The 14,210-nt window shown below is 59.8% G+C and carries 10 protein-coding genes; 8 read left to right on the top strand and 2 right to left on the bottom strand.

Annotated elements, in window-relative coordinates; all coding sequences use genetic code 11:
* Nucleotides 1-110 precede the first annotated feature (110 nt).
* The 7 genes from ACP15U_RS13495 to mdoH all read left to right on the top strand — a co-directional run bounded on the left by ACP15U_RS13495 (nucleotide 111) and on the right by mdoH (nucleotide 9,665).
* Nucleotides 111-590: a DUF302 domain-containing protein gene (locus ACP15U_RS13495; protein WP_425045670.1), complete on the top strand. Its 480-nt coding sequence runs from the start codon at nucleotides 111-113 to the stop codon at nucleotides 588-590.
* A 69-nt stretch (nucleotides 591-659) separates the two neighbouring features.
* Complete coding sequence (locus tag ACP15U_RS13490; RefSeq protein WP_425045669.1) at nucleotides 660-2,279, top strand: thiamine pyrophosphate-binding protein; 1,620 nt, start codon at nucleotides 660-662, stop codon at nucleotides 2,277-2,279.
* Nucleotides 2,266-3,450 (top strand): CaiB/BaiF CoA transferase family protein, encoded by a 1,185-nt coding sequence (locus ACP15U_RS13485; protein ID WP_425045668.1) that lies wholly within the window; start codon nucleotides 2,266-2,268, stop codon nucleotides 3,448-3,450. The genes ACP15U_RS13490 and ACP15U_RS13485 overlap by 14 nt, the downstream gene beginning before the upstream one ends.
* Before the next feature lie 182 nt (nucleotides 3,451-3,632).
* Entirely contained in the window at nucleotides 3,633-5,003 is a 1,371-nt protein-coding gene (locus ACP15U_RS13480) for a tetratricopeptide repeat protein (protein WP_425045667.1), read from the top strand.
* 53 nt (nucleotides 5,004-5,056) lie between these two features.
* Nucleotides 5,057-6,292 (top strand): OpgC family protein, encoded by a 1,236-nt coding sequence (locus ACP15U_RS13475; protein ID WP_425045666.1) that lies wholly within the window; start codon nucleotides 5,057-5,059, stop codon nucleotides 6,290-6,292.
* Nucleotides 6,289-7,803: a glucan biosynthesis protein gene (locus ACP15U_RS13470; protein ID WP_425045665.1), complete on the top strand. Its 1,515-nt coding sequence runs from the start codon at nucleotides 6,289-6,291 to the stop codon at nucleotides 7,801-7,803. Before ACP15U_RS13475 ends, ACP15U_RS13470 begins: the two co-directional genes overlap by 4 nt.
* Nucleotides 7,800-9,665, top strand: coding sequence for a glucans biosynthesis glucosyltransferase MdoH (gene mdoH, locus ACP15U_RS13465; RefSeq protein ID WP_425045664.1), 1,866 nt, complete (start codon nucleotides 7,800-7,802; stop codon nucleotides 9,663-9,665). The genes ACP15U_RS13470 and mdoH overlap by 4 nt, the downstream gene beginning before the upstream one ends.
* 73 nt (nucleotides 9,666-9,738) lie before the next feature.
* Here mdoH and ACP15U_RS13460 read toward each other — a convergent pair whose 3' ends face one another.
* Together ACP15U_RS13460 and ACP15U_RS13455 are read right to left on the bottom strand one after the other, a co-directional pair.
* Entirely contained in the window at nucleotides 9,739-10,569 is an 831-nt protein-coding gene (locus ACP15U_RS13460; RefSeq protein ID WP_425045663.1) for an alpha/beta hydrolase family esterase, read from the bottom strand.
* Complete coding sequence (locus ACP15U_RS13455; protein ID WP_425045662.1) at nucleotides 10,566-11,057, bottom strand: rhodanese-like domain-containing protein; 492 nt, start codon at nucleotides 11,055-11,057, stop codon at nucleotides 10,566-10,568. Before ACP15U_RS13455 ends, ACP15U_RS13460 begins: the two co-directional genes overlap by 4 nt.
* A gap of 246 nt (nucleotides 11,058-11,303) precedes the next feature.
* On the opposite strand from ACP15U_RS13455, the gene ACP15U_RS13450 reads away from it, so the two are divergent.
* Entirely contained in the window at nucleotides 11,304-14,210 is a 2,907-nt protein-coding gene (locus ACP15U_RS13450; protein WP_425045661.1) for a monovalent cation/H+ antiporter subunit A, read from the top strand.

Here is a 14,210-nt window from a genome sequence, read left to right as displayed (position 1 = left end):
CGCGAACGTTAAGCCGGATCCTACGCTGCGTAAACGGGCACGCGAATGTGACCCCACGAAGTCAAAAAAACTGGCATCACGGAAGGGACCCCAATACTGGAGGACCATCAATGCTGCGTTTTTCCTTCGCCACTCTGCTTGCACTGGCGCCCATTGGCGCTTCGGCTTCCGATCTCGCCGATCGGCCGGGATGGGCAGTATACGCAACCGGCCTCAGTTACTCTGAACTGGTCGGCGCGACAGTAGATGCGATCACGGCAAACGGGCTCATCGTCGTGACACAGGCGGGCCCGACCAAGGCGGCGGCGAACCGCGGTATCACCATCCCCGGGAACCGCGTGATCGGCGCGTTCAACAATGATTTTGCCGTTCGAGTTCTGGAAACCTCGACGGCGGCCATGATCGAGGCTCCCATCCGGTTCTATGTCACCGAAAACAAGGACGGAACTGCGATCCTGTCCTATAAACGACCAAGCCATGTCTTTGCCCCCTATCTTGATGCAGGTGGTGACACGCTCGCGGGGATCGCAAGCGAACTGGACGACGCGTTCCGCAAGGTTGCGGAAACCGCAGTCAATCCGTCACAGTAGCGTGATCGGGCTTGCACCTGCCTCTGCGCTCAGCAATTTCGGCAGAGAAAGACCAACGGAGCGAACTTGATGCAGGACACCATCCTCCGCGCAGCCGACCTCCTGGCCCGGCGGCTCTACGAAGCCGGATGCCGCCACGCCTTCGGTATGCCAGGCGGAGAAGTGTTGACCCTCGTTGACGCGCTGGAGAAGGCGGGCATCGCCTTTCATCTGGCAAAACACGAGAACGCGGCCGGTTTCATGGCCGAAGCTGTCCATCACCGCGACGGGGCCCCCGCGATCCTTGTGGCAACGCTGGGCCCCGGAGCAATGAATGGCGTGAACGTCGTGGCCAACGCGCTTCAGGACAGGGTGCCAATGGTCGTGTTGACCGGCTGCGTCGACGCCGACGAAGCCCTGACCTACACCCATCAAGTAATGGATCACGAACAGGTTTTCCGCCCGATCACCAAAGGCAGCTTTCGTCTTTCGGTCGACGGGGCTGACATTGTGGCCGACAAGGCGGTTTCGCTGGCGACACAATCCCGACCCGGGCCGGTTCACATTGATGTGCCAATCTCGGTTGCCGATGCGCCCGTGGCGCCGCCGCGTCTGCGCCGGTTGACACCTGCTGCTCCGGTCCTGCCGCAGGGATCGCAACTCGAGCAGGCCCGGGATTGGCTGGGCGAAACCCGGCGCCCGTTTGCGATAATCGGTCTTGATGTGCTCTCGGACGGATCTCATCGGGTTGTCCGGGCCTTTCTGGAACATTTTGGCATCCCCTTTGTAACCACCTACAAGGCCAAGGGCATCGTTCCTGAGGATCATGCTCTCTGCCTCGGCGGTGTGGGACTGTCGCCTTTGGCCGACAGACATCTGCTGCCGTTGGTGGCGGATGCAGACCTGATCCTGTGCCTCGGCTATGATCCCATAGAAATGCGGCCGGGCTGGCGCGAAGCATGGGATCCGGGCAGACAGCGGGTAATCGACATATCCGCAGTCCCAAACGACCACTATATGCATCAGGCCGGTTTGAATTTTGTTGCAGATACCGGCGCCACGCTGGAGGCGATGGCCAAAGGCATCCCCGGGCGAGCGACTTGGCCCGACGGCGAGCCGCAAGCGGCCCGCACCGCTTTGGCCCAGGCATTTCCGGATGACGATGACTGGGGTCCAGCCGGTGTTATCGCCGAAGCCCGGGCGGTTCTGCCAGACGACACGCTGGCCAGTGCTGACAGCGGCGCGCATCGTATCCTGCTATCGCAAATGTGGCGCACCCCCGAACCGCGCGGACTGATCCAGTCGTCGGCGCTTTGCACGATGGGTTGCGCCGTACCGATGGCGATAGGGTTGAAATTCGCTGAACCGGACCGCCCGGTTATCAGCTTTTCCGGCGACGCAGGCTTTCTGATGGTGGCCGGGGAACTGTCGACCGCCGCCGAGTTGGGCGGAAATGCGATTTTCCTTGTTTATGTTGACGCGTCCCTCGCGCTGATCGAACTCAAACAACGTCAACGTCAAATGACAAATCGCGGTGTCGACTTTGCCCGCCATGACTTTGCCGCGCTCGGCCGCGCCCTCGGGGGTCATGGACACACGGTTCGCAACCGCAAGGAATTGCGCGAAGCGTTACAAGAGGCATTGCAGGCCGACCGTTTTTCTGTGATCGCTGCCGAGATTGAACCGGGAGGATATGATGGCCGGATCTGAGGGAGCCCTGAGCGGCGTCAAAGTGCTGGACCTGAGCCGTATTTTGGCCGGGCCCACCTGCACCCAGCTTCTGGGGGATTTGGGGGCCAGCGTCATAAAGGTCGAAAACCCCTCTACCGAGGGTGATGATACCCGCCAATGGGGCCCACCCTACGTGCAGGACAAAGACGGCAATCGGTCGGATCTGTCTGCCTATTTCATGTCCTCCAACCGCAACAAGAAATCGGTTGCGCTGGATATCGCCTCTGCCGAAGGTCAGGCCGAAATCCTGCGCCTCGCGGCGCACGCGGACATCCTGATCGAGAATTTCAAACCGGGCGGGCTGGCAAAATACGGGCTGGACTATGCCACCTTGTCTCAGAAGTTCCCGCGCCTCGTATATTGTTCCATCTCGGGATATGGCCAGACCGGTCCCAACGCCTCAAAACCGGGTTATGATCTTATGGCGCAGGGCTATGGCGGCATCATGTCCCTGACTGGTGCGGCAGACGGTGCTCCGATGAAGGTCGGAGTCGGGATTGCCGATGTCATGTGTGGAATGTACGCGACTGTCGGAATTCTCGCTGCCTTGCGCCATCGGGATCAGACCGGAGAAGGCCAACACATCGATCTTGCCCTCGTCGATTCACAAATCGGCTGGCTGATCAGTGAGGGCGTGAATTATCTCACGTCAGGACAGGTCCCCCAGCGGCGCGGCAACGGACATCCCAACATCGTTCCCTACGATGTTTACGAAACCTCCGACGGGCACGTGATCATCGCGGTGGGAAATGACGGACAGTTCCAGCGGTTCTGTCAGTTTCTCGGACTGGAGGAGCTGGCGGATGATCCCCGGTTTGCCAGAAACCCGGACAGATTGGAAAACCGGGATGCGCTGAACGCCGTGCTGCGGCCTGCGCTTGCAGCGCTGTCGATGACCGAGGTGATCGCCGGGCTCGAAGAAAAGAAGGTTCCGGTTGGGCCGGTTCAGCAACTCGATCAGGTCTTTGATAGCGATCAGGTGGCCGCGCGGGGTATGCGGTTCGCGATGCAGGCTGCGCCCGGCCAAGTCGAGCTGATCGGCAACCCGCTGAAACTGTCGCGCACCCCCGTCACGTATCGCCGACCGCCCCCGGAGTTCGGAGCCGATACCCAGGACGTGCTTGGATCCAACGACCCGTTCGAAGACTGAAACACTTTGTCGCCGGGCGCGGAAACCCGCCTGAAACATTTCCGTAAATCGGCGATTTTCCACACTTTTCCCTACACACCCCTTCACCACCTCGTGAGCGGCGTCGTATCTGTTGTTTCCGTCAAATATGGTCAGGACAGACCACGCAAGAGGCGGGTTCCACACAGGGAATGGACCAGAGGATGAAACAAGACCTATTCGGACAGATGAACAGCCTGCATACGGCCGAAGGGGCGGAGGCATGGAACGGTGTTCTTCTGGGCTTCATGGCCCATGCCGCGGTCACGCCGGAACATCTCGCAGCCGCTCTGACGGCTGAACCGGAGTTCGCGCTCGGACACGCGGTAAAGGGCCTGTTCACTGTTTTGCTTGGTCGGCGCGAAGTGCTGGAGGTCGCCCGCGAGGCTCTCGTTTCAGCACAGACAGCGGCTCAGGGTGGCATCAGTGTTCGGGAACAGCTTTATATCGATGCGCTCCGGTTCTGGCTCGACGGACAGCCCACACATTCGGTTCAGTGTTTCGAGCACATCCTCCGCGTTCATCCCGAAGATACGCTGGCAATGAAGCTGTCCCATGCCACCCGGTTCGTTTTGGGCGATTGCTCGGGAATGCGCCGGTCGATCGAACGTGTCATGCCGTCTTATGCACCTGATCATCCGGGTCGGGGCTACCTGTTGGGATGTCACGCATTCGCCCTCGAAGAGACCGGGGCCTATGACAAAGCAGAAATCGCGGGCCGGCAGGCGCTTTGGATGGTTTCGGACGACGCCTGGGGTTTGCATGCCGTGGCCCATGTGCACGACATGACCGGAAATGCAAAAACCGGGTTGGACTGGCTGGCCGGCCGTGAAGACGCATGGGCGCATTGCAACAACTTCCGTTACCACGTTTGGTGGCACAAGGCGCTGATGCATTTGGATCTCGGTCAGGTCGACCGGGTATTGGATCTATATGACACCGAGATCCGGAAGGACCGGACCGATGACTACCGGGACATTTCGAATGCGGCTTCGCTGCTGATGCGTCTGGAGTTGGACGGGGTGAATGTCGGCAACCGCTGGGAAGAATTGGCCGATCTGAGCGCCGCGCGCACCGAAGATGGAAGCCTGATTTTTGCCGACCTTCATTATTTGCTGGCGCTGACTGGACAGCGGCGCGACGAAGCGGCGGTGACGATGTTGCGTCGCATTCATAGCGATGCCGAATCCGGCTCCGGCGACATGGCGGAACGCATGGCATCACCCGGAGCCTCTGCTGCCGAAGGATTGGTCGCGTTCGGAGACGGAAATTTTGACGAGGCCTTTAAGCATCTTGCGCTGTCCCGGCCGCATATGCAGGCCGCTGGCGGTAGTCATGCCCAGCGCGACGTGTTCGAGCGGATTACCATCGATGCCGGATTGCGTGCGGGACGGCTTGACGCCGTCGAAGAAATACTTGACGACCGCCGCCAGAAACGCGGCGGCCGCGAGGACAACTATGCCAGCCGGCGCAGGGCGTTGATTCAGGCCGGGCGCGGCAGCGGCAGCGATATCTGCAGTGTTCCGGCTGAATGAAGCCGCCGCGCACATGTCAGCATAGCCACAACCGTTGAAAGACCGAGGAAAGAATGGCGACCACTTCGCCCGCAAGTGATTTTGGAACAGGCTCGAGCGTGAGCCGATCTCCTGCCCAAGTGCAGGCACAGGGACGCGTGCGCGATCCGCGCCTTGATTTTTATCGCGGCATTGCGATGTTCATCATCCTGATCGCCCACATTCCCAGCGATCCTTGGGCAAAATGGATCCCGGCGCGCTTTGGCTATTCGGACGCGACCGAGATCTTTGTTTTCTGTTCGGGGATGGCGTCGGCCATTGCCTTTGGCGGTTGTTTTGCCCGGCAAGGCTGGAGGATGGGCACTGCACGAGTGGTGTACCGGGTCTGGCAGGTCTATTGGGCGCATATCTGCCTGTTCTTCTTCGTGGCGATGTCGATGGCAGCGCTGGATCTTTCGGGGATGTTTGAAAAAACGTATGTGAACTCTCTGAATTTGCAGCACTTCTTCAACGATCCGATTCCGCAGATAGTCGGCCTGTTCACGCTGACTTATGTGCCAAACTACTTTGACATCCTGCCGATGTATCTTGTGGTTCTGGCGCTTATGCCGCTGTTCATGGCTTTGTCCGGGCTGAGTTTTTGGGCCGTGGCAGCAACCTCCGTAGCGATCTGGGCGGTGGCGCAAACAGGTGCACTGGCGTTGCCTGCCGAACCTTGGTCCGAGCGGCAATGGTTCTTCAACCCGTTCGGCTGGCAACTTCTGTTCTTTACCGGGTTCGGTTTCATGAGGGGTTGGATTCCGGCCCCGCCGGTTTCAAAGACCCTGATTTGGATCTCAGCGGCGTTTGTCGTGCTGTCTGCCCCTTTCGGGTCGTGGAAAGTGTTCCTCTGGATTGACGCATGGAACCCAGATGTTGCCGCGCAGATCCGCAAGGTCTGGCCGCTGACCGAAGGGCTTCGGAACAAAACCGAGTTCGGCCTGCTTCGATACCTGCATTTCCTGTCTCTGGCCTATCTCGGCTGGGTGGCTGCAGGCCCCAAGGGCGCCCGGCTCAAGGCCAGCGGGTCGGGGCTGTTGTCGCAAATATGGGAGTTTGTGCTGGCACAGATCATCAAGGTTGGTCAGCAGTCTCTTGCAGTTTTTGTGTTTTCCATGGCCGCCGCGCGCCTGATTGGTGTCGCGCTTGATCAAACGGGCCGCGAATTCTGGCCGGTGCTGGCGGCAAACCTCATCGGATTTGCCATGATCATCTGTGTCGCGCACACAGCTGCCTGGTTCAAATCTCAGCCTTGGAGGGCCAGGAAGTGAGCCTGTCGCGTCGCCGTTTCCTGACTTCTGCTTCGGCACTTGCCTTGTTGCCCGCTCTGCCCGGATCCGGATCGGCAACGGCTGCATCCATGCCGTTTGACCGGGATTTGGTCGTGGCCGAAGCCCGCGATCTCGCGTCCCGCCCCTATGCCGAGCGCCCAAAGGTGCCGCAGGCGTGGCAGGATCTGACTTATGAGGAATACCGTTCGATCCGGTTTCGACTCGATAAGGCGCTCTGGTATGAAACGCCCACGCCCTTCAACGTGGATTTTTTTACACCGGGCCTCTACTTCCCCCATGCCGTCAAGGTGTTCGAGGTAGAGGACGGACAGGCACGGCCCGTTGGGTTTGACCTTGCAATGTTCGACAAAGGCAAGGAAGTCCCGCATTTGCCCGTGGACGATACTTTGGGTTTCTCCGGGTTGCGCCTGCGGACCGAAATGCACCGGCCGGGCAAAACTGACGAGTTCTGCGTCTTTCAGGGGGCCAGCTACTTTCGTGCCATTGGATTGCACGAAGCCTACGGCCTGTCTGCCCGCGGGCTGGCCATCCGCACCGGCGACCCGCGCGGCGAAGAGTTTCCGGATTTCATCCGTTTTTGGCTAGAACGCCCGGCAACAGGCCAGACCAACATGGTGGTTCATGCCTTGCTGGACAGCCCATCGGTTACCGGCGCTTACCGGTTCGACATTACCGCCGGCGAAGATTGCGTGATGAATGTCGAGGCCACGCTCTTTCCGCGAGAAGAGCTGGACAACGTGGGGATCGGGCCGCTGACGTCGATGTTCCTGTTCGACGCAACCAATCGCACGCGTTTTGATGATTTTCGCCCTGCGGTGCATGACAGTGACGGGCTGCAGGTCGCAAACGGCGCAGGAGAAATCCTGTGGCGCCCGCTGGCCAACCCAAAAACCTTGCAACTGTCGCATTTCGTGGATGAAAACCCGCGCGGATTCGGCCTGATGCAGCGCGCACGGGCATTTTCGGATTTCAACGATCTCGAAGCCGTCTATCACAAACGCCCTGGCCTGTGGGTCGAACCATTGGGCGACTGGGGTAAAGGGACGGTTACACTGGTCGAAATCCCGGCCGACAAGGAAATCTACGACAACATCGTCGCCTATTGGCGTCCGGCAGCCCCGTTTGCCGCTGGCGAGATGGTCAACCTCTCTTACCGTCTGACGTGGGGGGAAGAGCCCCACCGCACCGATCTGCCCCGTGTGATCGAGAGCTCCATGGGCGCCCATACTTTCGGAAAGGGACGCCTTGCCATCGTGGAGTTCGAAGCCAACCCGGTATTCGACGACGGGCCCGATGCGATGGCAATCTATGTTCAATCGCCTCACGCCGAAGTCACACAGGGTGTGCTGCAACGCAACCCCGATACCGGTGGCATGCGGCTGGCATTCGGTTTTGATCCGGCCGAGCGCGACCACGTGGAATTACGGGCCCAGCTGCGCAAAGACGGCGCAGCCGCTTCCGAAGTCTGGCTTTATCGGTGGACGGCATGAGCCCAGATCTGCACATCATGCCGCCCGAGGCCCCGCTGGCGATGCCCGAGCAGGATTTTGCCGCGGATTTCCACGACCAGCTGGCGCCCGGATCTCCTTCTTCGGGCAGGCCGGGGCTGTGGAGATTGCTGGCGTTTGCCCCGGCGATTGCCGCCACCGGCGGTTTGTTCTGGCTCATGCGCGACTGGTTTTCAGGCGGCGGAATAAGCTGGACCGAAGCTGTCCTGCTCACACTTATCGCCTTCAACTTTTTTTGGATCAGTTTCACTGTGAGCACGGTGTGTCTCGGCATCGTTTCTCTCAGCCGTCAGCCATCGCGCCCGGACCGGGGTCGAACTGACTCCTTGCGGGTGGCATTGCTGATGCCGGTGCACAACGAGGTTCCATGGTATGTGCTCGGAAACGCGCGTTCGATGTTGGAGGAATTACGAGCCAGAGGGGGACAGCATGACTATGCTATGTTCGTTCTTTCCGACACACGAGATCCGGCCATCGCCGCACAGGAACAGGCCAGCATCGAAGCCCTGCGCGCCTCGCTGACGCCGGACCTTCGGATCTACTACCGTCGACGGGCCGAGAACACCGACCGAAAAGTTGGCAACATCACCGACTGGGTGCGCCGCTGGGGCGCCGATTGGGACGCGATGCTGGTGCTTGATGCTGATAGCCTGATGACTGGCCGCGCTATTGCCCGGCTTACGGATGCGCTGGCTCGTGATCCCGGTGCCGGGCTTATCCAGAGCTTTCCACAGTTGATCGGTGCCAAATCGGTGTTCGCACGAGCTCAGCAATTCGCCAATGGCGTCTATGGCGCGGCCCTTGCCGAAGGTCTGGCGCTGTGGTGCGGTCAGGAAGGCAATTACTGGGGTCACAACGCAATCATTCGCACCCGCGCTTTTGCCAATTCGGCCGGGTTGCCTCATCTGCGGTCCTACTCGGGACGGAACCAACTGATCATGAGCCATGACTTCGTCGAGGCGGGCCTGCTGCGACGCGCCGGCTGGACCGTACGCTTTCTGCCTCGCATCCGTGGGTCTTACGAAGAAACCCCGGCAACTCTGACCGATCACATTCAGCGCGACCGCCGCTGGTGTCAGGGCAACCTGCAACATCTGCGTCTGCTCAGATCCCGCGGATTCCGATCAATATCAAGGTTTCACATGTTTCATGGGGCGATCGGGTATCTGCTGTCGCCGATCTGGTTTGCCCTGCTGATCATGTGGGCGCTCATCGGCCACGGTGAAGACGCTTCGGTTCTGACCTACTTTAACGAGGCCAGCCCTTTGATGCCTGTTTGGCCAGAAATCACCGAACCGCGTCACATGCTGCTGATCGTGGTGATGTATGCCATGCTGTTGATGCCAAAGGTTTTGGGCGCCGCGGCGCTACCACTGACCGGAGCGCGGCTGGCTGATTTCGGCGGTCCGGGTCGATTTGCTATTTCGTTCCTGTCCGAGCTGGTCCTCGCCATTCTCTATGCCCCGATCCTGATGGTTCAGCAGATGATCGGCGTTTTCCGCACCGTTCTGGGCCTGCAAAAGGGCTGGGCGCCGCAAATGCGCGAAGGTGGCCGATACGGGCTGCGGACACTGGCGGTGGCGCATATGCTGGAAACCGTCAGCGGCTGGGCCTTGATGGCGGGAATCCTGTCAGGGCTGGTATCGGCCTGGCTGTTGCCGATCGCGGTGAGCCTTGCCCTGGCAATACCCCTTTCGGCCCTGAGCGGTCACACCCCCGCACGGCGCTGGATGGCGACCCGCAACGAGATGCGTGAGCCGCCCATCACACGGGCCGCGCGGCACTATCGCGACGAACTCCGAAACTGGCTGGAAGGGCAACACACGGCCACCCCTGCCGAGTAAGAAACCGTGACAGCCTGATCTCGCCGACAGTCGCCGCATTTTTCAGACATCGCGGTGCACGCCGAGTTGTCGGCTAGTTCGGCTCCGGCAGTCCCTCGAACCAGTCCAGCATCATCCCCGGCCAACCCGCAGGGATCCCGTGCCCGCCCGGATAAAGAACGAACTCCAGCGCACTGTCTTTGGCGCATCCCGTCCATTCCCGGCGCAGCGCCTCACCTGCACCGGGAAAATTGTCCGGCCGGTTGTCCGGGCATTGGTTCGCTCGGCGCCAAATCTCAAGCCCGGCAAAGATATCGCCCTGCTGGTAACGGCCTCCACCGAGAAACCGCCCCTCAAGCGGAACAACCTTATCGGCCCAGCCATGCGTGTGCAGCAGGCGCACGGGTCCGGCACAAGTCTCGGGATGCGGACGCCAGAACCCGCCGGCAACTGGCGCATAGGCTGCGAATGCACCGGGCGTCGCACAGGCAAGATAGTTTACCATGAAGCCACCGGCCGAGAAGCCACCGAGAACCACCTGCTCGGATCGGACACCGAACCTTTGCGCGACATCGTTTACCACTTCCGCCAGAAAACCCGGCTCGTCTCGCCCTTCCCATCCAGGATAGAAATTCCAGACATATCCCTTGCTCTGACGAAACTGCCTGCTGCCCGTCGGAGCAATCACCGCATAGCCCCGCTCCAGCAGACCGGAAACCAATGCCGAGTTACGCATGACCGCCGCCCCCGAACTGCCGGCTCCATGCAGGAACATCACCGCCGGCGGCGATTCCACGCCTTCAGGCAGCCGCAAGTGATAGTCGCCATTCCCTAGGGGACAAGGATCAGGCTCTTTAGCGCAAACGGCCAGTGCATCTTCGGCGGCAACGCTTAGCCCGACTGCCAAAACAAAGGTTCGGATCATCCGGCGTCTTCCTTGAAAGCGACCACAGGCAGCCCACCGGCAAGCCAGCCCGGTCCGGAATGTGAACCCAGCATACCTTCGGGGACGTCGCGAATGTCAGAGAATCCGGCGGCGCTCAATGCGGTTCCCAGTCGGGCGGACCGCACGCCCCTGGCACAGATCAGGGCAATGGTCCGGTTGAGGTCGTTTCCCGCCAAGGCGACGAGCGCCTGCGCAAAATCCGGCCGTCTCATGTCAAGAGGATGCGCACCGGCAGGTACCCCGGTTGTGCGCCATTCCCGAGGTGTCCGAATGTCGACAAGAATCACTTCGCCTGACAAGGCACCCTGCATCGCGTCCTCAACAGTCAACTGTTTACCGGAATAGTCCGGGCTCAGCGTCTCGAAATAGGCGTAACGACCAGAGAAGTAGACCGCGCCGGCCGCCACAACCAGAACGCAGGCAAGGGCCAGAAACACTCGGCGGGTCAGAATTGAGTATTGTCGCATCAAGGTGCCTCCCCAGATCGCCGTATGCTTGGGGAACTAGCACAATGAGACCAGAATTTCCGCTGCTCATTGCAACGGTTTGTTCAAGAACACGTCAGAACAAGTACCCTTGTCTTCGGCCGCGCCCAAAATTCGGAATTTCTTTCTTCCTCTGCAACTTACGATCTTGCGATACTTGGACTGATCGGGAAAAATCCCTAAAAAGGCATGATGCCTGATTTGAACTGACTTGACGGAGAACCGCCAGTGTCCCTGTTCCTGATCGCCGCCCTTCCATTCTTGGGCGCCGTTTTCCCAGCACTGCTGATCCGGGCCGGGCGCAATGTTTCTGCCGCGTCAGCTGGTTCGGTAACCTTGCTTGCCCTGATCGGCTTGCTGGTCAATGCTCCGGCGGTTTTTCGGGGTGAAGTGATCACCGCCCGGCTGGATTGGCTTCCCGGACTGGGCTTGAATGCCAATTTCATGCTGGACGGGCTGGGGTTCCTGTTTGCCGGACTAATACTTGGGATCGGGCTACTGATCATAATCTACGCCCGGTACTACCTGTCGCGCGAAGACGCCATGGGGCAATTCTATTCTTATCTCCTGCTTTTTCAGGGGGCGATGGTCGGAATCGTTTTGTCAGATAACATATTGCTTTTGCTTGTCTTCTGGGAGTTGACGTCGCTGTCGTCATTCTTGCTTATCGGGTATTGGAAACACCTTCCGGCGGGTCGTCAGGGTGCCCGGATGGCGCTTGCGGTAACCGGCTCTGGCGGATTGGCCATGATCGGGGGCATGCTGATTCTGGGCCAGATTGCAGGAAGCTATGATCTGAGCGTGATCCTTCAGCAAAAGGACCTGATTCAATCCTCGCCCCTCTATCTGCCTGCGTTGATTCTGATACTTCTGGGCTGTTTCACCAAGTCGGCGCAGTTCCCCTTCCATTTCTGGCTGCCGCATGCGATGGCGGCGCCCACACCTGTCTCGGCTTACCTCCATTCGGCCACGATGGTGAAGGCGGGATTGTTCCTGATGGCCCGGATGTGGCCTGTTCTGGCGGGCACGCCGGAATGGTTCTACATCGTGGCTACCACGGGGCTGGTGACAATGGTGCTGGGCGCGGTGATCGCGCTCTTTAAGGACGACCTTAAAGCACTATTGGCGTTTTCTACGGTCAGTCACCTTGGCCTGATTACAATGCTGCTCGGCTTCGGCACACAGCTCGCCGCCCTGACTGCAGTGTTTCACATAATCAACCACGCGACGTTCAAAGCGGCATTGTTCATGTCCGCCGGTATTGTCGATCATGAGACGCATACCCGCGACATCAAGAGGTTGGGCGGGCTGCGGCACCTGATGCCTGTGACGTTCACCATCGCAACGATTGCCTCGCTCAGCATGGCGGGCCTTCCGCCGCTCAACGGGTTCCTATCCAAGGAAATGATGCTGGTAGAAACCACCGAAACGGTATGGTTGAACTCGCACTATCTGGTTCCCGGCCTCGCCCTTCTGGGAGCGCTGTTCTCAGCGGCCTATTCCTACCGCTACATTGCGCACGTCTTTCTTGGACCAAAGCGCGATGATTATCCTGCCACGCCGCACGATCCCGGCCCCGGTATGTGGTTGTCACCAGCAATACTCGTGGTGCTGGTCGTCGCTATCGGCCTGTTCTCCAAGGCAATTGTCGGCCCTCTCGTAGAGGTTGCCGCCAAGGCGGTCACGGGGTCCGAAAAGCTGCCTTATTATTCGCTGAAGATCTGGCACGGATTCACGCCGGCGCTTTACATGTCCATCGTGGCTGTTCTGGGCGGCGTTCTGTTGCTGGCCCTTCATCCGCGTCTTGAACGCATCTGGAACGCGTTGCCACGCCCCGAGGCAAAACAGATCTTCGATGCTGTCATCGGAGCCTGCACAGCGGCCAGTAACCGGATCACAGACCTGCTGCACAACGGCGCTGTTACTCGCTATGCAGCTATCTTTGTGGCGTTCACCCTTGGAATTGCGTTCTATGCCTATTCCACCGGTTCAATGGGCGCGCCGACACGAGAGCTGCTGCCGGTTCCGCCCTTGCCGATGGTGGGCTGGGTCTGCCTGGTCGGGGCAACAATCTCGATGGTTGCTTTCCACCGCAACCGCCTGCTTGTGCTGGTCCTTGTCGGTGTCGTCGGATTGGTCGTGTCGCTGGCCTTCAACTACCTGTCGGCCCCTGATCTTGCACTGACACAGATCTCGGTCGAAGTGGTGACGATCATTCTGCTTTTGCTGGCATTGAATTTTATGCCCAAGGAAAGCCCGGTTGAAAGCAGTCCGACCCGCCGGCTTCGGGACGGCGGCCTCGCCATTCTGGGCGGCATAGGGGTCGGTGGGCTCCTGTTTGCACTGCTCACCCGTGACTTCGCCTTTCCGACGATCTCTGATTTCCACCTCGCAAACTCCTACAAGGGCGGTGGCGGCACCAATGTGGTGAACGTGATCCTCGTTGATTTCCGGGGCTTTGACACATTTGGCGAGATTATTGTTCTGGGTATCGCCGCGCTTGTCATCTTTGCCCTGACCGAAGCCGTGTTGAGTTCCCGTGTCCGGGCTTATCTGCTGAACCGAAAGCCCGTTCCGCAGGCCGGCGACGCACATCCGCTGATGATGGTGGTTGCCACCCGTGTAATGATGCCGATTGCGCTGATGGTGGCCGCCTACATCTTTTTCCGCGGACACAACCTGCCCGGCGGCGGATTTATCGCAGGGTTGGTGGCAGCGATCGCCGTGGTCATGCAGTACATGGCCTCGGGCTTTGGCTGGGCGGTTGAGCGGCAACGCTATCCTTATCATGGCATCATTGGTTCAGGTGTCCTCATCGCTGCGGTCACTGGTATGGGCGCGTGGTTCAACGGCGTACCCTTCCTGACCAGCGATTTCGGCTATGTGCATCTGCCGCCGCTCGAAGAATTCGAACTGGCAACCGCCATGGCCTTTGACCTCGGTGTCTTCCTGGCCGTCGTCGGAGCGGTGATGCTGGCGCTGGAAAGCCTGTCCCGCTTTGCCTGGCAACCCGGAATGGTGTCCGAACATCCGATGGACATCGACCCAGCCCGCGACGAGGCCGCCGAAGCCGACGGGAAAGATACTGCTCAGGGGCCCGACAAGACCAAAGACCAAGAAGAGAAGGAGGCCTGA

The sequence above is a fragment of the Primorskyibacter sp. S87 genome (genome assembly GCF_049801055.1).
In the GTDB taxonomy this organism is placed as follows: Bacteria; Pseudomonadota; Alphaproteobacteria; order Rhodobacterales; family Rhodobacteraceae; genus JBNAGF01.
This window is presented reverse-complemented; position numbering and strand designations above follow the sequence as displayed.